At 63.0% G+C, this 21,825-nt stretch carries 21 protein-coding genes; 7 read left to right on the top strand and 14 right to left on the bottom strand.

The features are described from left to right. Positions 1-4: 4 nt before the first annotated feature. The 3 genes from holA to leuS all read right to left on the bottom strand — a co-directional run bounded on the left by holA (position 5) and on the right by leuS (position 4,507). The gene (gene holA, locus G7048_RS13705; RefSeq protein WP_166068683.1) at positions 5-1,057 is read right to left on the bottom strand and encodes a DNA polymerase III subunit delta; all 1,053 of its coding nucleotides are present in this window, start codon (positions 1,055-1,057) and stop codon (positions 5-7) included. Between the two features lie 217 nt (positions 1,058-1,274). After that, entirely contained in the window at positions 1,275-1,787 is a 513-nt protein-coding gene (gene lptE, locus G7048_RS13700) for an LPS assembly lipoprotein LptE (protein ID WP_166070966.1), read from the bottom strand. A gap of 47 nt (positions 1,788-1,834) precedes the next feature. After that, positions 1,835-4,507: a leucine--tRNA ligase gene (gene leuS / locus G7048_RS13695; protein ID WP_166068682.1), complete on the bottom strand. Its 2,673-nt coding sequence runs from the start codon at positions 4,505-4,507 to the stop codon at positions 1,835-1,837. Positions 4,508-4,966: 459 nt separating this feature from the next. Here leuS and G7048_RS13690 point away from each other — a divergent pair, with 459 nt between their 5' ends. Continuing rightward, positions 4,967-6,193 (top strand): mechanosensitive ion channel family protein, encoded by a 1,227-nt coding sequence (locus tag G7048_RS13690; protein WP_166070965.1) that lies wholly within the window; start codon positions 4,967-4,969, stop codon positions 6,191-6,193. Positions 6,194-6,214: 21 nt separating this feature from the next. Here the strand turns inward: G7048_RS13690 and G7048_RS13685 are convergent, their stop codons facing one another. The 6 genes from G7048_RS13685 to G7048_RS13660 form a co-directional block, all read right to left on the bottom strand. Then, the gene (locus G7048_RS13685; protein WP_166068681.1) at positions 6,215-8,026 is read right to left on the bottom strand and encodes a GDYXXLXY domain-containing protein; all 1,812 of its coding nucleotides are present in this window, start codon (positions 8,024-8,026) and stop codon (positions 6,215-6,217) included. Then, positions 8,023-9,024 carry a DUF2157 domain-containing protein gene (locus G7048_RS13680; RefSeq protein WP_166068680.1) on the bottom strand — a complete coding sequence of 334 codons (1,002 nt, stop codon included), beginning with the start codon at positions 9,022-9,024 and terminating at the stop codon, positions 8,023-8,025. The genes G7048_RS13685 and G7048_RS13680 overlap by 4 nt, the downstream gene beginning before the upstream one ends. Positions 9,025-9,222: 198 nt before the next feature. Next, positions 9,223-9,687: a biopolymer transporter ExbD gene (locus tag G7048_RS13675; protein WP_166068678.1), complete on the bottom strand. Its 465-nt coding sequence runs from the start codon at positions 9,685-9,687 to the stop codon at positions 9,223-9,225. A 15-nt stretch (positions 9,688-9,702) separates the two neighbouring features. Continuing rightward, positions 9,703-10,383 (bottom strand): MotA/TolQ/ExbB proton channel family protein, encoded by a 681-nt coding sequence (locus tag G7048_RS13670; protein WP_166068677.1) that lies wholly within the window; start codon positions 10,381-10,383, stop codon positions 9,703-9,705. Positions 10,384-10,403: 20 nt separating this feature from the next. Beyond that, the gene (gene dapB, locus G7048_RS13665; RefSeq protein ID WP_166068676.1) at positions 10,404-11,237 is read right to left on the bottom strand and encodes a 4-hydroxy-tetrahydrodipicolinate reductase; all 834 of its coding nucleotides are present in this window, start codon (positions 11,235-11,237) and stop codon (positions 10,404-10,406) included. 108 nt (positions 11,238-11,345) lie between these two features. Continuing rightward, positions 11,346-11,915 carry an outer membrane protein assembly factor BamE gene (locus G7048_RS13660; RefSeq protein WP_166068675.1) on the bottom strand — a complete coding sequence of 190 codons (570 nt, stop codon included), beginning with the start codon at positions 11,913-11,915 and terminating at the stop codon, positions 11,346-11,348. A gap of 77 nt (positions 11,916-11,992) precedes the next feature. On the opposite strand from G7048_RS13660, the gene fur reads away from it, so the two are divergent. Next, positions 11,993-12,421 carry a ferric iron uptake transcriptional regulator gene (gene fur / locus G7048_RS13655; RefSeq protein WP_166068674.1) on the top strand — a complete coding sequence of 143 codons (429 nt, stop codon included), beginning with the start codon at positions 11,993-11,995 and terminating at the stop codon, positions 12,419-12,421. Positions 12,422-12,515: 94 nt separating this feature from the next. Here fur and hprK read toward each other — a convergent pair whose 3' ends face one another. The 3 genes from hprK to hpf all read right to left on the bottom strand — a co-directional run bounded on the left by hprK (position 12,516) and on the right by hpf (position 14,553). Beyond that, on the bottom strand, positions 12,516-13,472 hold the full coding sequence (hprK, locus tag G7048_RS13650; RefSeq protein WP_166068673.1) for an HPr(Ser) kinase/phosphatase: 957 nt from the start codon (positions 13,470-13,472) through the stop codon (positions 12,516-12,518). A gap of 83 nt (positions 13,473-13,555) precedes the next feature. Continuing rightward, a complete protein-coding gene (locus G7048_RS13645; protein ID WP_166068672.1) occupies positions 13,556-14,023 on the bottom strand; it encodes a PTS sugar transporter subunit IIA in 468 nt (155 codons plus the stop codon). 173 nt (positions 14,024-14,196) lie between these two features. Beyond that, on the bottom strand, positions 14,197-14,553 hold the full coding sequence (hpf, locus tag G7048_RS13640; RefSeq protein WP_166068670.1) for a ribosome hibernation-promoting factor, HPF/YfiA family: 357 nt from the start codon (positions 14,551-14,553) through the stop codon (positions 14,197-14,199). Positions 14,554-14,943: 390 nt separating this feature from the next. Here hpf and G7048_RS13635 point away from each other — a divergent pair, with 390 nt between their 5' ends. Beyond that, a complete protein-coding gene (locus tag G7048_RS13635; protein WP_166068669.1) occupies positions 14,944-15,864 on the top strand; it encodes a phosphoribosylaminoimidazolesuccinocarboxamide synthase in 921 nt (306 codons plus the stop codon). 83 nt (positions 15,865-15,947) lie between these two features. On the opposite strand, the gene G7048_RS13630 is transcribed toward G7048_RS13635, so the two are convergent. Both G7048_RS13630 and trxA read right to left on the bottom strand, forming a co-directional pair. Beyond that, positions 15,948-16,832, bottom strand: coding sequence for a YbaY family lipoprotein (locus tag G7048_RS13630; RefSeq protein WP_166068668.1), 885 nt, complete (start codon positions 16,830-16,832; stop codon positions 15,948-15,950). A 16-nt stretch (positions 16,833-16,848) separates the two neighbouring features. Beyond that, positions 16,849-17,745, bottom strand: a complete 897-nt coding sequence (trxA, locus tag G7048_RS13625; RefSeq protein WP_166068667.1) for a thioredoxin — start codon at positions 17,743-17,745, stop codon at positions 16,849-16,851. A gap of 269 nt (positions 17,746-18,014) precedes the next feature. On the opposite strand from trxA, the gene purE reads away from it, so the two are divergent. The 4 genes from purE to G7048_RS13605 all read left to right on the top strand — a co-directional run bounded on the left by purE (position 18,015) and on the right by G7048_RS13605 (position 21,743). Then, positions 18,015-18,512: a 5-(carboxyamino)imidazole ribonucleotide mutase gene (purE, locus tag G7048_RS13620; protein WP_166068666.1), complete on the top strand. Its 498-nt coding sequence runs from the start codon at positions 18,015-18,017 to the stop codon at positions 18,510-18,512. Further along, a complete protein-coding gene (locus tag G7048_RS13615) occupies positions 18,509-19,684 on the top strand; it encodes a 5-(carboxyamino)imidazole ribonucleotide synthase (protein WP_166068665.1) in 1,176 nt (391 codons plus the stop codon). Before purE ends, G7048_RS13615 begins: the two co-directional genes overlap by 4 nt. A gap of 16 nt (positions 19,685-19,700) precedes the next feature. Beyond that, the gene (locus G7048_RS13610) at positions 19,701-20,696 is read left to right on the top strand and encodes an L-threonylcarbamoyladenylate synthase (protein ID WP_166068664.1); all 996 of its coding nucleotides are present in this window, start codon (positions 19,701-19,703) and stop codon (positions 20,694-20,696) included. Between the two features lie 90 nt (positions 20,697-20,786). Continuing rightward, complete coding sequence (locus G7048_RS13605; protein WP_166068663.1) at positions 20,787-21,743, top strand: SGNH/GDSL hydrolase family protein; 957 nt, start codon at positions 20,787-20,789, stop codon at positions 21,741-21,743. Positions 21,744-21,825 lie beyond the last annotated feature (82 nt).

The following is a 21,825-nucleotide window of genomic DNA, read 5'->3' as shown; positions in this document are numbered from 1 at the left end:
ATGGCTAACGCGCCCCACACGTCTTGCACAACTGCAACGCCAACCGCTGCAGCGCCAGCCAGCCATCCTGCGGCCAGTCGGGTTGCTTCAAACCTTTGACGATGCCGTCCACGATGTGGGCGGATTGCAGCAGCCGTGACAGGGCGGCGTCGCCGACGCTGGGCAGCACGCGTTCGAACAGGCGTTCCTTCGGTCCCCAGACGCGGTTTTCGCGCAGGGCCATGGGCAGGGGTTTGCCTGCGTTCATGGCGTCTTTCACACGCTTCAAGGAGCGGATGTCTTCGGCCAGTGCCCAGTGCACCAGCACTTCAGCTTCACCTTCGGCTTGCAGGCCGTCCATCATGCGCTGCATGCGGGCGACGTTGCCGCTGAGCACGGCTTCGGAGAGTTTGAAGACGTCGTAGCGTGCGACGTTGAGCACGGCTTGCTCGACCTGCGACCAGGTGAGTTCGCCTTGCGGATAAAGCAGCGCGAGTTTCTGGATTTCCTGGTGTGCGGCGAGCAGGTTGCCTTCCACGCGGTCGGCAAAGAAGGTGAGCGTGCGCTGGCCTTCTTCGCCGGGCACGACGCGCTGACCTTGGTTGGCGAGGCGCTGTGCAATCCACTGCGGCAGTGCGCCGCGTTCGACGGGGTCGATCTGGATGCTGATGCCTGCGGAGTCCAGCGCACTGAACCATGCGCCGGTCTTGGTGGCCTTGTCCAGGCGCGGCAGCATCACGACGGTGAGGGTGCTGTCGCTGCCTGCGGCGTCCTGCGCGATCTGCTGCAGGGCCGCGCCGCCGTCCTTGCCGGGCTTGCCGCTGGGGATGCGGATTTCGATGACCTGCTTGTCGGCAAACAGCGAGAGCGAGCCACCCGCCGCGAGCACGCCGCTCCAGTCGAAATGCGCGCCCTGCGCAGTGAAGCTGTTGCGTTCGGTGTAGCCCGATTCACGCGCCACGGCGCGGATGGCATCCATGGCTTCCTGCTGCAGCAGTGGCTCGTCGCCATGCAGCACGTAGAGCGGTTTGACGCCTTTTTGCAGGTGTGCAGACAGCTGGTTCAAAGCGACTTGCATACATCAGTCCCGAGAAAGAAAAGACAGCTCACGCAGCGGAGCAAACCACGACACGATCAACCCCCACAACGCCAAGATGGCCCTTGAGACGCGACGCGCGGACTCAGACAGTACTTGGGTACGGCAAGGACGCGCAACAAAGTATCAAGGGCCATATTGGCGTCTCTCCAAGGGTAGCCCATCGAAGCCGTAAGGCTTCGTGAAGACAGAAGATCGGTCAACTTACCGGAATGAGCTTGACCTTGGCGAGGCGGCGCATGAGCTGCTGGACCAGATCGGTCTGCATGTTCTTGAACAGCATGGCCTCTTCGCCCTCTTTCGACAGCGCGATGGATTCGTTGTAGCTCACGTCGCGCTGTTGCAGCAACTCGGTGTTCGGCACGTATTCCTCGCCGTTCGGGCCGGTCAGCGAGAAGTGCATGCGCAGGCGCAGTTGCAACTCGCGGACCTGACCGGAGGCGTTCAGACCGACGACGATGCGGTCGCGGTTTTCGGAGAGGATGTTGCAGACCACTTCGGCCTGCGCGATGTCGGCCACGTCGGTGATCACCGTGACGTTGCCGCCAGCGCCCTTGAGGTTGCGCACCAGTTCGCGGGCGAGCTGCGAGCTGGGCGGTGCCTTCACGAAGATCGACTTGAACTGGAAATCAGGCGCGCCGCGCAGGCGAAAGCCACATGCCGAGAGAATCGGCATGGCAGCGAGCATGGTGAGAACGGTACGTTTTTGCATCATGTGGCCTGGCTTCTTTCCTGTTGAGCGCGCTGAGTGATCCAGCATCAAACGACCACGTTGACCAGACGACCCGGCACCACGATGATCTTCTTCGGGGCCTTGCCTTCGGCGAACTTCTGGTATTCCTCGTTCGCAAGCGCTGCCGCTTCGATCGTAGCCTTGTCGGCACCAGCCGCCACGACGATGGAGCCGCGCAGCTTGCCGTTCACTTGCAGCATGAGTTCGATCTCGTCCTGCACCAGTGCTTGCGGATCGACTTGGGGCCATGACGTGTCGAGCAGATCGCCCTGTGCCTTGGCATAACCCAGCTCGCTCCACAGCGCGTGGCCGAGGTGAGGCGTTGCGGGGTACAGCGCGCGCACCAGAATGCCGAAGCATTCGACTGCGGCTTCGCGGCCGCCTTCGGAATCAAGCGCCTTGAAGTCTTCGAGCGCGTTGATCATCTTCATCGCGCCGGAGACCACAGTGTTGTACTGCATGCGCTGGTAGTCGTAATCCACCTGCTTGAGCACGGTGTGAATTTCCAGACGCAGCGCCTTGGCTTCCTTGCTGAACGTGACACCCGCCACGCCGTTCTTGCCTGTGGCCTTGGCGCGTGCAGCGTCAAACTCGGGAGCCGACAACTTGGCACCGAAGTTGTACACGCGGCGCAGGAAACGGTAGCTGCCTTCGACGGCGAACTCGTTCCACTCCAGCGTGAGTTCCGGTGGCGCGGTGAACATGGTGTACAGACGTGCGGTGTCCGCGCCGTACTTCTCGATCAGGTCCTGCGGATCAACACCGTTGTTCTTCGACTTGGACATGGTGGTCATCTCGTAGTCGAGCTTCGAGCCGTCGGCCTTCAGCGTGCCACCGATCACCACGTCGTTCTCATTCTTGATGACGTCGACGTCCTTTTCCCAGTAGTAGACCTTTGCGCCGCTCTCGGCCTTCTGCGAGAACGCGCCGCGCAGCACCATGCCCTGCGTGAGCAGCTTGGTGAAGGGCTCGTCGATCTTCACGAGGCCCATGTCGCGCATCACCTTGGTCCAGAAACGGGCGTACAGCAGGTGAAGAATCGCGTGTTCGATACCGCCGATGTACTGGTCCATCGGCATCCAGTATTCAGCGCCGTCGGCCACCATCTTCTCGCGGTTCTTCGCGTCGCAATAGCGCATGAAGTACCACGAGCTGTCCACGAAGGTGTCCATCGTGTCGGTCTCGCGGCGAGCGGGCTTGCCGCAGCAGGGGCAGACCACGCCAGCGTGGAAGGCTTCGCTCTTGACGAGCGGGTTGCCGGAGCCATCGGGCACGAGGTCTTGCGGCAGCACCACGGGCAAGTCTTTTTCAGGCACTGGCTGTGCGCCGCAGTCTTCGCAGTGGATGATCGGGATCGGCGTGCCCCAGTAGCGCTGGCGGCTGATACCCCAGTCGCGCAGACGCCATGTGGTCTTGAGTTCGCCAAGGCCCTTGGATTCGAGCAGCTTGGCAACTGCAGCGACCGCGTCCTTGTGGCTCAGGCCGTTGAACTCGCCAGAGTGGATGGTGACGCCGCGTTCCTTGTCGCCATACCAGTCGTGCCATTGTGTGGCGTCGTAGGTTTCGCCTTCGACGGCCACCACTTGCTGGATCGGCAGTTGGTACTTGAGCGCAAACGCGAAGTCGCGCTCGTCATGCGCGGGCACGCCCATCACGGCACCGTCGCCGTAGCTCATGAGCACGTAATTGCCCACCCACACATCGACCTGCTTGCCGGTGATGGGGTGCGTGACGGTCAGGCCCGTGGGCAGACCTTCTTTTTCCTTGACGGCAAGTTCGGCCTCGGTCGTGCCGCCCTTCTTGCATTCTTCGATGAAGGCTGCGAGTTGGGGGTTGGTGGCCGCGGCGTGCGTGGCGAGCGGATGCTCAGGTGCCACGGCGCAGAAGGTCACGCCCATGATGGTGTCGGCGCGCGTGGTGAAGACGTACATCTTGCCGTCTTGAATGAGCTGGCCGTCAGTACCCTTGATGTCGTGCGTGAACGCAAAGCGCACGCCTGCGGACTTGCCGATCCAGTTTTCCTGCATCAGGCGCACCTTGTCGGGCCAGCCGGTCAGCGTGGCCTTGGGGTTGCCGATCTGCACGTGGTCGAGCAGCTCTTGCGCGTATTGGGTGATGGCGAGGTAGTAGCCGGGAATCTCGCGCTTTTCCACCAGCGCGCCGGTACGCCAGCCACGGCCGTCGATCACCTGTTCGTTGGCGAGCACGGTCTGGTCCACCGGGTCCCAGTTCACGACCTGGGTCTTGCGGTAGGCGACGCCGGTTTCCAGCATCTTGAGGAACAGCCACTGGTTCCACTTGTAGTAGTCCGGATCGCAGGTGGCGACTTCGCGGCTCCAGTCGATGGCCAGACCCATGGCCTGCATCTGGCCCTTCATGTAGGCGATGTTTTCGTAGGTCCACTTGGCAGGCGGCACCTTGTTCTTCAAGGCGGCGTTTTCAGCGGGCAGACCGAAGGCGTCCCAGCCCATCGGCATCAAGACGTTGAAGCCCTTCATGCGCAACTGGCGCGTGAGCATGTCGTTGATGGTGTAGTTGCGCACGTGGCCCATGTGCAGCTTGCCGCTGGGGTACGGCAGCATGGAGCAGGCGTAGAACTTCTGCTTGCCCGCGTCTTCGGTCACGCGATAGGCATCGTTGGCGGTCCAGTGGCTTTGCGCTGCGCGCTCCACTTCGGAGTGGTTGTACTTGTCTTGCATGGGAACTCGAAAATTGGAATGAATGCGGCCGCCACACCCAACGCGATCAAACCAGCCTTCAGGAAGCGAACTTGAAGCGCTCCTGCAGGCAACCGGGGTCAATGCGAGCCGAATGGTCGAAGATTGTAGGCGTTTGTCCCGATCCCCGATTCGGAGGGGCTGTGCGCGCCTGGGTAAGCCGCCCTGTAAGCATGGGGTTTGCACCCCGTGAGAAAATAACCGTCTATTTCGGCATTCATGCCCATCCGGCATGACGCTGATGCTCTCAAGTTTGACGACTTGCGGGCGCTTTGCGGGCCTCGCAGCGGCCAGTTTGCTCTTGCTGCCCGCCCTCTTGCCGACAACCCGATCACCCATTTGCCGCCCGTCCTGCGCCCCTCGCGCGGGCCGCCGCATTGTCCTCTCGTGAAAACCTACCTCCAAGAACTCTACGTCGCCATTCAACATCTCGACCCCTGGATGCAGACCGCCATCGGCCTGTGCGGGCTTTCAGTGCTGGCCTATGTGCTGCGCTTCATCGCCCGCACCATTTTGTTGAAGATCGTGCCGCGTCTGGCGCAGAACCTGCCTGCGGGCTGGTTGCTGACCTCGCTGCGCGAGCGCGTGCTCCGGCGGCTGTCGCAGGTCGTGCCGTCGCTGGTGTTTCAGGTGGGCGTCTTCGCCGTGCCGCACCTGGGCAAGACGCTCACCAACATCATCCACAACGTGGCCGTGGCCTGCACCGTGCTGGCCGTGGGGCGCGTGGTGATGGCCGTGCTCGACTCCATCGAGGAGCACAACCGCGAGGCGATTCTGCAGGCCAGCCAGACGCGCTCGATCAAAAGCTATGTGCAGCTCGGCCAACTGCTCACCATGATCGTCATGGGCATCATCATGATCGGCGCGCTGATCGACCGCTCGCCGCTGATCCTGCTGTCCGGCCTGGGCGCGATGTCGGCGGTGCTGATGCTGGTGTTCAAGGACACGATTCTGTCGTTCACCGCCGGTGTGCAGCTTGCGGGCAACGACATGCTGCATGTGGGCGACTGGCTGCAGATGGACCAGGTCGGCGCGGACGGCATGGTCGTGGACATGGCGCTGAACACGGTGAAGATCCGCAACTGGGACAACACCATCACCACCATTCCCACCTGGCGGCTGATGAGCGAGAGCTTCAAGAACTGGCGCGGCATGTCCGAGTCGGGCGGTCGCCGCATCAAGCGCAGCATCCTGATCGACAACGCCACCGTGCGCTTTCTCTCGGATTCGGAAGTGCAGGAGCTTTCGCACATCGCGCTGCTCAAGCCCTATCTGGACAGCAAGACGCGCGAGATCGACCACTTCAACGACGACTTCGCCCAGAAGGCCCCCGACATGGCACACGAAGTGGTGAACCTGCGCAAGCTCACCAATCTGGGCACCTTCCGCGCCTACGTGAACGCTTATCTGAAAGCCCATCCGCGCCTGCGCCAGGACATGCTGATGATGGCCCGCATGATGGAGAGCACCACCAACGGCACGCCACTGGAGATCTACGCCTTCACCTCGACCACTGCGCTGCAGGAGTACGAGATGATCCAGGGCGACATCTTCGACCACCTGATGGCCATCCTGCCGGAGTTCGGCCTGCACGCGTTCCAGAACCCGTCGGGCAACGACGTGAAGGTGGGCCTGCGACAGAACGAGGTGGGAGTGCTATCGCTGTAATTCACCAGGCCACGAGCAGCCTCACGGCCTGCTGGCGGCCGGTGCTGCGGCGTCAGCAGCAGCGGCTGCAGCCTCCTCCGACGCTGCGTCGATGGGTTCGCCGTCTTCGTTGGTGCCGATCCAAGGCGAGGCCTTTTTCGGCAGCGCACGCGGCACGGGAATCGGCTTTCCGTCCTTGTCGGCCAATCCGACCAGCAGCGCGCGACCATCGGGCAGCACGCGGAAATCGCCGAACTTCGCGCGCTCGAACACCACGCCGGTCCCTTCGGGGAAGAAATAGGCATCGGTCACCAGCACCCACTGTCCTTTGAGTTGCTTGAGCGGCAGAATGATCTCGCCCGCCCCCACCTTCTCGCCATCGGCCAGCAGCCCCAGCACTTTGGCCTCGCCCTTGACCCCGAGCGATGCGCGCACGCGGGCCACGGGCAACAGCGTCTCTTTGAGCCCTTGCTGCACTTGGGGCGGCAGATCGAAACGCAGCGCCATGTAGTCGCCCTGCATCAGCGAGCGCGGGTCCACAGGAACCAGTTTCACAAGCACCGGCTGGCCGTTGGCGATCACCTGCTCCTTGCCGCGCACATCCCAGTTCACCAGACCGAAGATCAGCAGCGCACCCGCAATCAGGCACACCAGACGAACGCGCGACCAGGCGGCGATGTGCATGCCTTGATCGCCACCATCCGCCGCTTGACGACCCGCAAGAGCACGCTGCAGATACAGCCCCGCGAGCAGCACCGCGCCCATGACCGCCAAGCCCAGCCCCTTCTGCGCGAGCGTCCAGTCGAGGCTGTAATAGAACATCGACAGCGCCCACAACGCCGCCAGACCGCACAGCACCGCAATGCGCCAGCGCGCGCCGATCAGCGCGCCAGCAGCGATCAATGCGATCACGCCCAGCGACGGACTGAACCACGCCGCCACCGCCAGCAGCACGCCCACGCCGAGCACGGTGCGCAGCGTCTGGCGTGTGGCCATGTCGGCCTTTTTCCAATGCACGAACAACAGGCCTGTGGCCACCAGCACCAGCAGCGATGTCCAGGTGCGACCGATGCCGATGAGAAGACGCACGTTGTCCGGATCCATGTCGCTCGAACGTCGCACTCCGAAGAACGAGTACATGATCCCGTAGCCCCAGCCGCCGCCAGCAAAGCCCCAGACCGACATGAAGAGCAGGCCCACGGCAGCACTGTCGGCAAATGCGGACCAGCCCGCCAGCACCGGTCTGCGCGCCACGTTCTGCAGCAGTTCGGGCTCCTTGCGCAGCCACACCAGCCAGGCAGCGGCCAGCACCACACCCACCCCATGTGTCAGTTGAAGCAGCGCCACATCGTCGACGAGCTGGCTCAGGCACACATAGAGCGCCACCGCGAACACCAAGCCCATGATGCGCTTGATCCACTGCGCATGCGCAATCGACGCGCCCACCAGCTGCAGCAGCGCGATCAGCCCGGAGAAGATCAGAACTTCCCGATCCTCGCCGCGCAGATCGTGCGACAGCCGGATCATGAACAGGCCGCAGAACAGCCCCCAAAGCACCAGTGCGAGACAGGTCACGAACACGCCGCGATTGCGCCGCATCAGCAAGCCCGAAACGACGAGGCCGATCAGGCTGAAGACATAGGAGGCCGGGTTGCGAAACCAGAAGTTCGAATCGACCAGCGCCACCAGAAACGCGCCCGCCGTGATTGCGCAGACAAACGCGCCAATCAGCGCCAGCACGATCACGAAGATGCTCGGCTCTTCGTCAGCGCTGGCCGAGGGCGCATCGCCCTGCACCAAGCCGAGTTGCTGCGCGCGCGGCCACCAAGAAGGTTGGGATGAGAAGAAGTTCATTGCGCATCTCCCTTGGCTGCGCTGGATTGCGCACGCAGTTGGCGCTGCACGGCGAGCAGACCCGTGACGGTGCCGCCAAGACAGGCCAGTGTGGCGATCGTGAACAGGAACAGCGAACCCACGGAATCACCCGAATCGAACAGCGCGCGCGCCACCAGCGACAGCACCCAGACATTCGCCGCGAGCGTGGCAAGGCACAGGCTAGCGAAATCCTGCAGCCGCCCCTGATACGACACGAACATCGCCGCGCCGATCAGCAAGCCACTCAGCGGATAGGCCAGGCCGCTGCTCTCGCGCACGAACAGATCGATCACACCCACCGTCGTCCACGCCCCTAGCGCCATGGCGAGCGCCACACGGTGCGACCACCACGCCATGCCGTTGCGATGGCGCGTCCACGGCACCAGCGACACCAGCCACGGAACCAGTGCAAGCGCCAGCCACAGCAGCATGTAGACCGCCTGCTGCGTGACCATCGCGCGCCCACGGAACAGCAAGTCCCACAGATCCATGTGCCCATACCACATGCCAATGGCTGTCGCCACGATGCCCACCCACACCAGCCAGAGCACATCGCTGCGCGCCAGCAGCGTCCACAGCAGCGCCAGCGCCGCCCAGGTGGCGAACAGCTGCCACGCATCCGCGCCCGTCTGGTAGGTCTGCCCAATGAACGCAAGCAGCCCGCCGAGCGCAAGCGTGGCGCATAGCAGCGCGGCAATGCGCCCGCGCCGCCAGACCAGCGACGCCACGATGCTCGCGAGCAAAGCACCCTCGATCAGCATGAGCTTGAACATGCGCGTCTGATCCTGCCAGTTGGCGGCGATCCAGAAGATCAGCCCGCTGGCCAGCAGCAGGGCCGCCACCAGGAGCAGCCCCCAATGCAGATGGCGCGCGAGCGAACGCGGCTCGCCGGGCGAGGTCGCCACGCGGTGCAGTTGCGCCAAGGTTTGCGCATCGTGCGGCGATTGCGCCGCGACCCGGTACAAGGCTTCATCCATGGCAACTCTCCCCGTTTTGGCTGGAGCCGCCGCGGCTCCAAGACTGTTGTGCAAGCATGCAATCTTTCCCTGCAAAAGGACACGGAACGAATGTAGTGGCTGGGCGCAAGGCACGCGGTGCCTGCGCTTGGCGGTGTCACGAAACGACACGCTGAGTATCAACGAACGATACGCGAATGGTGCGCGAAGGCTGGCAGGCTATGGTTTTTCGACCACAGGCTTGGCGGCAGACTTGGTAACCGGCTTGGTGACGGGCTCGGTCACGAACGCGATGCGGTGCAGCCCGGCCTTGTTCAGTTCGCCCATGAGCTCGACCACGCGGCCGTAGGGCACGGTGGTGTCGGCACGCAATTGCACTTCGGAATCGACGCGCTGCGACGCGATCTGCCGCAAACGGTCGCCGAGCGCTTGCGGCTCCAGCGCGTCGTCGTTCAGGTAGATTTTTCCGGCCGCGTCGATGGCGACGGTCACCGGCTTTTCAACCGCCGCGCCGGGCTGCGCGCCATCGGTGCGCGGCAGGTCAAGGCGAATCGCGCTGGCCAGCAGCGGCGCGGTGAGGATGAAGATCACCACCAGCACCAGCATCACATCCACCAGCGGCGTGACGTTGATGTCGCTCATCGGCTTGGATTCCTGCGAGCGCTCAAGCCGACCGAATGCCATCGTGCGTGCTCCGGCTCACTCGCCCATCGGGCTAGTTCGTGTGTCCGCAGAGTCGCCAGCCAGCAACTCGCGCAGGTCGTGCGCAAAGCCTTCGAGGTCGGCTTCGACGTTGCCCAGAATGCGTCCGTAGACGTTGTAGGCCAGCACAGCGGGAATCGCCACAGCCAGACCGGCGGCTGTCATGATCAGCGCCTCGCCCACCGGACCGGCGACGCGTTCGATGGTGAGCTGCCCCGCGCTCGCCATGCCGGTGAGCGCGTGATAAATGCCCCAGACCGTGCCCAGCAGACCGACGAACGGAGCGGTCGAGCCCACCGTCGCCAGCAGCACCTGACCGAACTTGAGACGCGCAATCGACTGGTGCAAGGCATTGCGCAGCACGCGCGTGAGCTGTTGGGCGCGACTGCCCTGACCTGCCAGCGTGTCGGCGGAATGATTCGATGCCGCAAGCGCCGCATCCACCATGGGACGCACAAGATTCTCGCGGTCCCATTGCTGGAGTTGTTCACTGGCGGCGGCTAGCGTGGGGGCCTGCCAGACAGCGGACGTGCTGCGCGGCACGTCCACGTGGGCGCGGCGCATGAGCCACGCCTTCCAGAAAATGATGACCCAGCTTGCCACCGACATCAGCAGCAGCAACGCCGCCGTGATCTGCGTGACGGCATCGCCTTGTCGCAACCATGTGAGTCCGTTCATGTTGCGCGCCGGGTTGGGTGTCAGTCCTTGAGATTCAGCACGTCGAACATGTCGAACATGCCACTCTTCTTGTCCGCAAGGTAGCCCACGGCGCGCAGACTGCCGCGCACATAACCGGCGCGGCTCGACGACTTGTGCGAGATCTCGATGCGCTCGCCTTCCGAGGCGAACATCACCGTGTGGTCACCCACGATGTCGCCCGCGCGAATGGTGGCAAAGCCGATCGTGCCGTCCTTGCGCGCACCGGTGTAACCGTAGCGTTCGTAGACCGCGCGGTCGGCCAGCTTGGTGCCCTGCGCTTCGGCGATCACTTCGCCCATCTTGAGCGCCGTGCCCGAAGGCGCGTCCACCTTGTGCTTGTGGTGCGCTTCGAGGATTTCGATGTCGTAGCCCTCGTTCATCGCCTTGGCCGCCAGTTCGAGCAGCTTGAGCGTGACGTTCACCCCCACGCTCATGTTGGGCGCGAACACGATGGAAATCTTCTTGCCACCTTCGGCAATGCGTGCCTTCTCTTCATCGCTGAAACCCGTCGTGCCAATCACCAGTTGCACACCTAGCTCTTCGCAAATCGCCAGATGGTTGAGCGTGCCTTCGGGACGGGTGAAGTCGATCAGCACATCCGCGTTCTTCAGACCCGCACGCACATCAGCGGTGATCTGCACGCCGCTCGCGTGGCCCAGAAAAGCCGTCGCGTCGATGCCGACAGCCGGGCTGCTCGGCACATCCAGCGCGCCAGCGAGCACGCAGTCGCTGCTCTGACGAATGGCTTCGATCAGCATGCGGCCCATGCGGCCGGACGCACCAGCCACGGCAACGCGGCGGGGAGTGGATGAAGTGGAAGAAGGAGCGGTCATCTCTTCGGTCTATCTGTTCATTCAGCCCCGTTGGCAGTCCACCGACTCGCGCTGCATGCACGAGCCGCAAACAAACCACCGGGAGATTCTTGTTGTGGTTGTCGTGAATTACTTCTGTGCTTCCAGCGGCGGATAGCTCGCTGGCAGCGGTGCCGATGTCGCGGCGTTGCCTGCATCGGAAGCGGTGGGCGCATCGGGCTTGGCCGGGAAACGCTTGAGCTGGTCTGGCGTCGCTTCCAGGTTCGGCACCTTGTTCTTGGACGCCTTGGATGCGAGCGAGGACACGAATTCGGCCTCGGTCGGCATCTCGTCACCCTCGAAGCGATCGAGCACATCGTCCTTGAAGAACACGGTCAGCTTGCGCGTCTGCTGCTCGATGTTGGGGCGTTTGAGCGTGAAGATGTATTCCCAGCGGTCGCTGTGGAAAATCGGCATGACCAGCGGCGTGCCCAGAATTTCCTTGACCTGCTGACGGCCCATGCCCGGCTTGAGCGCGTCGACCTGCTCCTTGGAAATGAAATTTCCTTGCACAACATCAATCTTGTATGGTGTGATGGCACTCGCAATGCGACGGCTTGAGCTGTCGATGCTTCCGCAGGCAACCAGCCCGACACTCAGCAAAATGATCGCGCCACAACGGACGCCGTAACGGGCGGGAGCAAACATGGTTAAAGCCATAGGGATATGATCGGTCCATTGTAGCGGCTGGAATCCCCCGGGCCTTAACGCGCCTTAGGCAAACGAAAGACCTTGTCATGACGAATATCGACGAACTGAAAAGCACCGGCCTCAAAGCGACGCTTCCCCGACTGAAGATTCTGGACATCTTCCAGAAAGGTCAGCAGCGCCACATGACGGCTGAAGACGTTTTCCGCGTACTGCTGGAAGAACGTTCCGACATCGGCCTTGCAACCGTTTACCGCGTTCTCACGCAGTTCGAGCAAGCCGGCATTCTGCTGCGCAGCAACTTCGAAAGCGGCAAGGCCGTGTACGAACTCAACGAAGGCCAACACCATGACCACTTTGTGTGCACGGGTTGCGGCAAGGTCGAGGAGTTCTACGATGCCGAAATCGAAAAGCGCCAGAACCTGATCGCCAAACAGAAGGGCTGGATGATCCAGGATCACTCGATGTCGCTGTACGGTCAATGTGCCGATTGCGCCAAGCGCGGCACCGGACGCTGAAGCAGTTCCGCTCCCAACAAAAAAGCGAAGACCCTTGCGGGTGCTTCGCTTTTTTCATTTCCGACTCTGACGCCGGAGTCGAAACCGGCGTCGATCAGGGCTGGATGCCACTCGCCATGGCGCGGCGGTGGCGCTCGACGAATTCCTGATAGGTGTCGATGCCGCGCAGTTGCAAGATCGTGTTGCGCACGGCGGCTTCGACCAGCACGGCGATGTTTCGACCGGCCACCACCTGGATCACCACCTTCAGCACCGGCACGCCCAGCACGTCCTGCGTGAGTGGCTGGTAGGGCATGCGTTCGTAGTCGCGCTCCAGCGTTTCCTTGCGCACGAGGTGCACGATGAGCTTCAGGCGCATCTTGCGGCGCACGGCCGCCTCGCCAAAGATGGCGCGGATGTCGAGCAGGCCGATGCCACGCACTTCGAGCAGGTTCTGCAGCAGATCGGGGCACTTGCCTTCGATGGTGGTCTGGTTGATGCGGTAGAGGTCGACCGCGTCGTCGGCCACGAGACCGTTGCCGCGCGAGATCAGTTCAAGGCCGAGTTCGCTCTTGCCCAGACCCGATTCGCCGGTGATCAGCACGCCCAGCCCCAGAATGTCCATGAACACGCCGTGCAGCGTCGTGCGGGTCGCGAAGTGTTTGGACAGGTAGGCGCGCACCACGTCGATCACGAAGGCGGATGACTCGTGGGTGGCGAACAGCGGAATTTGCGCGCGTTCGCACAGGGAGATCAGGGCATCCGGCGCGGTCTGGTCGTCGGCCATGATCAGCACCGGCGGCTCCAGCGTGAGAATGCGGGCGACGCGGCGCTTGCAGTCGTCCTCGGTGCCGTTGGTCAGGTATCTGATTTCGCGCTCGCCCAGCACCTGGGCACGAAACGGGTGGATGTAGTTGAGATAACCCACCAGATCGGCGCCCGAGCGGGCGGCTCGCACGGCCTCTTCGTCGAAGCGACGTGCGGAGGCGCCAAGGCCTGCCACCCAGACCAGCTTCAGGGAGCTGCGAAACTCTTCAAAAAGAACATCGGCGCTGACGAGATTGGGCTTCACAGAATTCCTGACCAGAAAGAAAGGGAATCATGCGCCTGTCAGACCGCCGGAATCCGCCGACCGGCTGCGGTCGGGGAACTGGATCAGGCTGCCTGAGCGGAGCGCCAGTCAGCAATCATGCCATGCAATTGGGCCGCGTCCGTGCAGGACTTGATGCGCTCGCGCAAGGCGCTGTCGCTGAGCAGCTCGGCGATTTCGGAGAGGATTTCCAGATGCTTCTGCGTGGCCGCTTCGGGCACGAGCAGGAAGATCAGCAGGGACACGGGTTGCTCATCAGGCGCATCGAAGCCGATGGGGTGCGCCAGTTGAAACACCGCAGCCATGGGCGACTTCAGGCCCTTGATGCGGCCATGCGGAATGGCTACGCCGTGCCCCAAGCCAGTGGAGCCAAGGCGCTCGCGTGCAAAGAGACTGTCGGTGATCAGTGCACGGGACAAACCGTGCTGACTCTCAAACAGCAGACCCGCCTCTTCAAAAGCGCGTTTCTTGCTGGTGGCGTCAACACCAACCAGCACTTGGGCTGGAGGCAGTATGGATGCAAGGCGATTCATGGTGGCAATTATGCGCGTCCAGCGTAAACCCTTAAAGGGCTTACTATAAGCAACAAAAAACCGCCTTGGAAGGCGGTTGCGTATCCAACCCTCAAAACTGTGGATTGCAGGCGCGACAGATGAAAGGCTTGCATTATGTATCAGTCGCGCCGAATACGTCGGATTCGGGTCGTTTATGCCGCCGCTGCGGCAACTGCCGATTGAGCCGTCGCCCGGCGAAGGGCTGGCTGGTGGTCCTGAAGACGCTGTTTGTACTTCATCACCTTGCGGTCGAGCTTGTCGATCAGCTCATCGACCGCCGCATACAGGTCGAAATGGGCACTTTCTGCAAATAGATCGCTGCCTTTCACACGTACGTTGCATTCCGCTCGCTGCCGTTTGTCTTTTTCTTTCTGTTTTTCGACAGTGAGCAGCACTTTGACATCGACTACCTGATCGAAGTGACGCGTGATGCGTTCCAGCTTGGAAGTCACGTAGCTGCGCAACGCGGGGGTCACATCCAGGTGATGTCCGCTAATCGTCAAGTTCATAAAACGTCTCCTGTGACGCAGGGTTTGAACAATGCCCGCTCCCTGTCAATCAGGGGGCGGACGGCCGAACTTGAATGCACTCAATCTGGGTTTCACTATGCTCGCGGCGATGGGGAAAATCAACGCCTGACCTGCCGCTGCGCCGGGGTTAGCTGTTACAGATGCCAAGCTGAAAAAAAACAGTCACAATGCGAAGTTATTCGGGAAGCCCCGTACGGGATCACCCTCTCGCGAGTCTGCCGCCATCCGCCATTTGGTCGCTGTTGAAAGCGGCGCAGGCGTAAAATCACCTCTCACGTCCCGCCTCAACCTGATTCGTTGGCCCCGCGTGCCTTCGATCAATGATCTGCTCCGGCGGGATTTCTTTTTTGTGTTTGTCCGATAACCGCAATGACTCAGCCAAGCTCTTCCGCTCTGCATACCTCCGCCCTGACCTCGCTGCCGCTGCTGGCTCGCGGCAAGGTGCGCGACAACTATGCAGTGGGTGACGACCGCATCCTGATGGTGGCCTCCGATCGTCTGTCCGCGTTCGACGTGATCATGGGCGAGCCCATCCCCGGCAAGGGCGAGCTGCTGACCCAGATGGCCCTGTTTTGGTTCGACAAGCTGCAAGGCATCGTCCCCAACCACCTGACCGGCGAAGCGCCCGAAAGCGTGGTCACGCCCGCCGAAGTGCCTCAGGTCGTCGGTCGCTCGATGCTGGTCAAGCGCCTGAAGCCGATTCCGGTCGAGGCCGTGGTGCGTGGCTATCTGGCCGGCAGCGGCTGGAAGGAATACCAGGAATCGCGTTCGGTCTGCGGCGTTCCGCTGCCCGAAGGCCTGACCAACGCGGCCAAGCTGCCCCAGTCGATCTACACCCCTGCCGCCAAGGCTGCAGCCGGTGAGCACGACGAGAACATCACCTTCGAGCAGACCGTGGAAATCGTCGGCGAAGAGCTCGCCAAGCGCATCCGTGACGTGAGCATCGAGCTGTACGAAAAGGCCGCCGCCATCGCGCTGACCAAGGGCATGATCATTGCTGACACCAAGTTCGAATTCGGCCTGACGCCCGAAGGCGAGCTGGTGCTGATGGACGAAGTGCTGACCCCCGACAGCTCGCGCTACTGGCCCGTCGAAGGCTACGAAGAAGCCCTCAAGACCGGCGCGAACCCGCCGAGCTATGACAAGCAGTTCGTGCGCGACTGGCTCGAAGCCGTGCGCATCAACGGCAAGGCATGGGACAAGACCGCTCCCGCACCTCGCCTGCCGCGCGACGTGGTCGAGAAGACCGCCGCCAAGTACCGCGAAGCGCTGGAACGCCTGACCGCCTGATTCGGCTCGGCCGCGTCACTCGCAAAAAAGCCTCCTGGGTTTCTGGTCCGGCGGCTTTTTGCATTCCGCACCAGCGGGTTTCATCACTGCGGAGAATTCTCCGGCTCGTAGGGCTCGAAGGCCGCCTCGCCCGCCTCGTCCGCACGAAAACGCAGAAACGGTTTGCCGTCCTGATCGCGCAGCACCAGTTCTTTGCCACGCTGCATGAAGCCGCTGGCCTGCATCAGCGCGCTCAGAAAGACCGCCTCGTCCTTGCCGCCTTCCAGGCACAGCCGGATCGAGGTGGTGTTGAGCTTGAGCCGCAAGCGCGCGCCCTGAATCTCGTAGCTGCCCAGAAATCGATTGCAGCCGCCCGAGCCCGAAAACTCGCCCTGCGCCATGCCCTCGGGCAGACCACTGCGTGAAGGGTGGAACAGAATGAACGGCGGCGCAGCGCCCTTTTCAGGCTCGGAGACGGTGCTCGTCGGCTCCTCGCCCACGCTCACCAGTCGCCAGTGCGTCTGCGTGAAGGCAATGCCCGCACGCACCGTGGCATAGGTTCGCGGATAGGGTTCGAGGATAACGTCGGTGCGGTGAAACGCCGGGTCCGCCATCACCGGATGCGAGCCCGGCGAGTAGAACAGCAACTGGTTGTAGAGCGACACCTGCGCCTGCACCACGTACTTGCCGTTGCGCTTGAGGTCGCTCGTCTCGAAGGGAATGTTCAGATCGAACGGAGCCTGCCCTGCGGGCTCGATGCGCTGACGGGCCAGCGCCACGGGCGGCTCGTTCTCGTTGGTCACGTCCATCAGCGCGGCCTCAAAGACAGCGTCCGGCGGAATGTAGATGCGCGTCTTCGAGAACGCCCGCCCGGTGATGCGGGCGTCGGGCCTGGGCACATTCGCGCACCCGCCGAGCAGCGCCAGTCCGCCCCACAGAATGCTGCGGCGAGCGACTCCTGCCGACGATGCGCAGCGCCCGTTGTTCACGACTCGCCCTGCGCGCTCAGCTGAGCACGACGCTGGAGAGACGGCGGCGATAGGTCGCCACGGTCGGGTCTTCGGGAGGAATCTGGCCATCGGCGACCTTGACCTTGGGCGGCTCGATCAGCTCGAGGATCGCGATGTACAGCTTGCGCGCGGCGTCTTCGTTCCAGGTCTTGTCGCGCATGAGGATGTCGAGCAACTCGTCCATGGCGTCGGTCCACTTTTGTTCGGCGACCAGCTTGCGGGCGCGGCCGAAGCGGGTATCGAAGTCGCGCTTGTTGGCGGCGATCTTCGCGTCGAATTCGGCGATCGGGCCGCTTTGCGCGGAGAAGTCCAGCGCATCCATCCAGGCCTTGAGTGCGCTGAGTTTGCGCGAGGTGGCTGCCTTGGCGATCACCGGAGCGAACGCCACCTTGGCGTCGTCTTCGCGGCCCAGTTGCAGCAGCAGCTTGACGTAGTCGTAGCGCGCATCGTCGTTCGCTGGATCGGTCACCACCGCGTGCTGATAGCGTTCGAGCGCGGATTCGGCATCTTCCTCGGCCAGCGCATCGTCGGCAGCAGCCACGTCTTCTTCAGCGGCGACTTCGTCGGCTGGCGGCAGGTGCTTGTCGAGGAACTGCTTGACCTGACCTTCGCTTTGCGCGCCCATGAAGCCGTCCACCGGCTGGCCGTTCTTCATCAAAATGCAGGTGGGAATGCTGCGGATACCGAAGGCGCCAGCCAGTTCCTGCTGCTGGTCGGAATCGATCTTCACGAGCTTGAAACGACCTGCGTATTCGACCTCGACCTTCTCCAGAATCGGGCCCAGCGTCTTGCACGGGCCGCACCACGGCGCCCAGAAATCCACCAGAACGGGGGTTTGCATCGACGCGGCGATGACTTCGGCTTCAAAATTCTCTACGGTGACATCAATCATGGCAAAACCCGGTGACGTGGATGGTGGAAGCGGTACAGATGGGGTTATCGGGAGAATTCACAAGCGATCCGACGCTTGGGCTCCCGCCCCTCGGCAAACCGCCATTCTCCAGCATATTCACGAGACAAAGAGAACACCGGCCAGCCGCCGGACTTTGCGCTTGACCGCGCTATTCCCCAGCTCATTTCACGCGACCCGTCCACAAAAAGTAAAATCGTGGGTTCCACCCCAGCGGGGCAGCCACCGGGCCGCCCCTCGCACCTACCAAAATGAACTCCATCCAAATCGGCGTGGTGATGGGCTCCAGCAGCGACTGGGAGACCATGCAGCACGCAGTTGCCATCCTCGAACAATTCGGCATCGCCCATGAGGCGCAAGTGGTTTCGGCCCATCGCATGCCCGACGACATGTTCCGCTACGCGGAAGCCGCTGCCGACCGTGGCCTCAAGGCCATCATCGCGGGGGCGGGCGGCGCTGCCCACCTGCCGGGCATGATCGCCGCCAAGACCACCGTGCCGGTGCTCGGCGTGCCCGTCGCCAGCCGCCACCTGCAAGGCGTGGATTCGCTGCACTCCATCGTGCAGATGCCCAAGGGCGTGCCGGTTGCCACCTTCGCCATCGGCACTGCCGGTGCGGCCAACGCGGCGCTGTTCGCCGTGGCCCTGCTGGCCAACGAAGATCCGGCCCTGCGCAAGAAGCTCGAAGCCTTCCGCGTCGAGCAGACCAACGCCGCGCGCGCCATGACCCTGCCTCCGGTGTCCGCATGAGCACCCAGAATGATTCCGCAGTGATCCTGCCCGGCGCCACCCTCGGTGTGCTGGGCGGCGGCCAACTTGGCCGCATGTTCGCGCAGACCGCGCAGGCCATGGGCTACTTCACCGCCGTGCTGGACAAGGACGCGACCAGCCCCGCCGGTCTGGTCAGCCACCACCACATCCGCACGGGTTACGAAGATCCACAAGGTTTGGCTGAACTCGCCAAGCTCTGCGCAGCCGTCACCACCGAATTCGAGAACGTGCCCGCCGGTTCGCTGAACAAGCTGGCCGAGTCGCTGCCCGTGTCGCCCGCCGGATCGTCCGTTGCGATCGCGCAGGACCGCGCTGCGGAAAAGGCGCATTTCGTGAAATGCGGCGTGCCCTGCGCGCCCTATGCCGTGATCGAAACGCCCGCGCAACTGGCCGCCGTCAACGACGCGCTGCTGCCCGGCATTCTGAAAACCGCCCGCATGGGCTACGACGGCAAGGGCCAGGTCCGCGTGAAGACGCGCGAAGAGCTCAACACCGCCTGGGAGCAACTGGGCCGCGTGGCCTGCGTGCTCGAAAAAATGCTGCCGCTGGCGCACGAATGCTCCGTCATCGTCGCCCGTGGTCGCGATGGCAGCATCGTCAACCTGCCGGTGCAGCGCAATCTGCACCGCGAAGGCATTCTGGCCGTCACCGAAGTCTACGCAGGCAACCTGCCCGCGACGACCGTGGAAAAGGCCATCGCCGCCGCCAAGTCGGTTGCCATCGGTCTCGACTACGTCGGCGTGCTGTGCGTGGAATTCTTCGTGCTGACCGACGGCATGCTGGTCGTCAACGAAATCGCCCCGCGTCCGCACAACAGCGGCCATTACAGCCAGAACGCCTGCGATGTGTCGCAGTTCGAGCTGCAGGTGCGCTGCATGACCAATCTGCCGCTCACGCAACCGCGTCAGCACAGCCCGTCGATCATGCTGAATCTGCTGGGCGATCTGTGGTTCAAGGATTCCACCGAAGCCAAGACGCCCGCCTGGGATCAGGTGCTGGCTCTGCCGGGTGCGACGCTGCACCTCTACGGCAAGCACGACGCCAAGCGCGCGCGCAAGATGGGTCACCTGAACATCACCGGTGCCACACCCGAGGCCGTGCGTGAGATTGCGCTCAAAGCCGCTGCCATCCTTGGCATCGAGCCGTTCTGAAAGCGGGCAGCACGTCATGATTCTGGACGGAAGTCAGCCCGACGCGGTGCAAAAGGCCGCCGAGGCGCTCGCACGCGGTGATCTGCTGGGCATGCCGACGGAGACGGTCTATGGTCTGGCAGCCGATGCCGACGATGACGCCGCCGTGGCGCAGATTTTTGCCGCCAAGGGCCGACCGACCAACCATCCGTTGATCGTGCATGTGGCCGACGCCGACAGCATTCGGCGCTACGCCAAGGAAGTGCCGGTCTTCGCCCAGAAGCTGATCGACGCCTTCTGGCCCGGTCCGCTCACCGTGATCCTGCCGCGCCTGCCGCAAGCCGCCAAGGCCTCGACCGGCGGACAGGACAGCGTGGGCCTGCGTTGCCCTTCGCACCCCGTCGCGCATAACCTGCTGCTGGCCTGCCAGACGCTCGACAAGCCCGTGTGGGGCGTGGCCGCGCCCAGCGCCAACAAGTTCGGCCGCGTGAGCCCGACGACCGCAGCGCATGTGGCCTCGGAGTTCGGCGACGATCTGCTGGTGCTCGATGGCGGCGCGTGCGAGGTCGGCATCGAATCGACCATCGTGGACTGCACACGCGGCACGCCCGTGCTGCTGCGCCCCGGCGCAATCACGCGCGACGACATCGAGCGCGCCTGCGGCATTCGCCCGCTGTCCAAGGAAGAGATGCCGGAGCACACGCCGCGCGCTTCGGGCACGCTGCTCGCGCACTACGCGCCCAGCGCCACCGTGCGACTGATGAGCGCCAAGCAGATCCAGACCGCGCTCGAAATCATGGGCAAGGATACCGCGAACATCGCGGTGTACTCTCGCACGCGCATGCTCACACCCGCCAGGGGACTGGTGCTGCGCCGCATGCCCGACGATGCACATGAAGCAAGCAAGGAGCTGTTTGCCGCGCTGCGTGACTTCGATACCGCCGAGGTCAAACTCATCTGGGTGGAGTTGCCACCAGAATCCGAAGATTGGGAAGGTGTCCGCGACCGACTGCAACGCGCAGCGGCCGCATGACATCCAGAGCACCCCCTACAGTTTGTAGCGGATGCTCGCCCATGGTTTACATGCACTAGTTACACTCACGCCATCGTTTTGGAGATTTTTATGGCAGCAAATTGGATGCGTCGCACACTTGTGGCAGCGGCCTGCGCCTCGGCAGCCCTGCTCACCGCTTGCGGCTCCAGCAGTGTGGAATCGGCAATCAGCCCCGACCGCTTCGTGATTTTTGGCGACGGCCTCGCAGATCAGGGTCAGCTCGGCACCTCGTATTCCGTGAATGATGGCAGCATCAACAACTGGACCGCCCAGTTCGCATCGCGCTACGACGTGAAGACCACTGCCTCGTCCAAGGGCGGCACCAACTACGCCTACGGCAACGCCCGCATCTCCGCGACGCCCGATGTGGTTGGCAACGCCAACACGCCGACCGTCGTCAAGCAGGTCGACACCTTCCTCGCCAGCAACAAGATCACCAACGACGACATTTTCGTGGTGAGCGCTGGCGTGAGCGATGTGATCGCCAACACCAACGCCTTCCTCAACGGCACGATCACCGAAGAGCAGTTGAAAGCCAACGTGGTGCAAGCCGGTGCCGATCTGGCTGTGCAGGTGCGTCGCCTGAACAGCGCTGGCGCCAAGCACATCGTCGTGACGGGCACCTATGACCTGAGCCGCTCGCCATGGGCCAAGGCCATCAACAAGGAAGCTCTGCTCAGCTCGCTCAGCATCGCGCTGAACAACAAGCTCAAGATCGACCTGACCGACAACCTCACCGGCAAGCAGGTCATGTACATCGACGTGGCCTACGAGGTGAACCTGTTCGAAGGCAGCCCAGGCAGCTTCGGCTTCACCAACAGCGACAAGCCTGTCTGCAACTCGGTGGACACCGGCGCAGGCATTGGCATCGGCACCAACGAGATCAACTCCGCACTGTGCACCACCAGCACCGTGAACGACGTGAACTACAACCGCTACGTGTTCGCCGACAAGATCTACCTGAGCCCCGAGGCCAACCGCCGTCTGGGCGACTACGCGCGCGACATCATCATCAATCAGTGGTGATCTGACGTTCCACCCGCAGTCATTGCGACCACGGGCGGCAATCGGTGCAAAACCGGTTGCCGCCCGTTTTCATTTCCGGCGT

It is taken from the genome of Diaphorobacter sp. HDW4B, assembly GCF_011305535.1.
Classification (GTDB): domain Bacteria; phylum Pseudomonadota; class Gammaproteobacteria; order Burkholderiales; family Burkholderiaceae_C; genus Diaphorobacter_A.
Note: the sequence above shows the minus strand (reverse complement) of the source record. Positions and strands in the feature narration are given on the sequence as shown.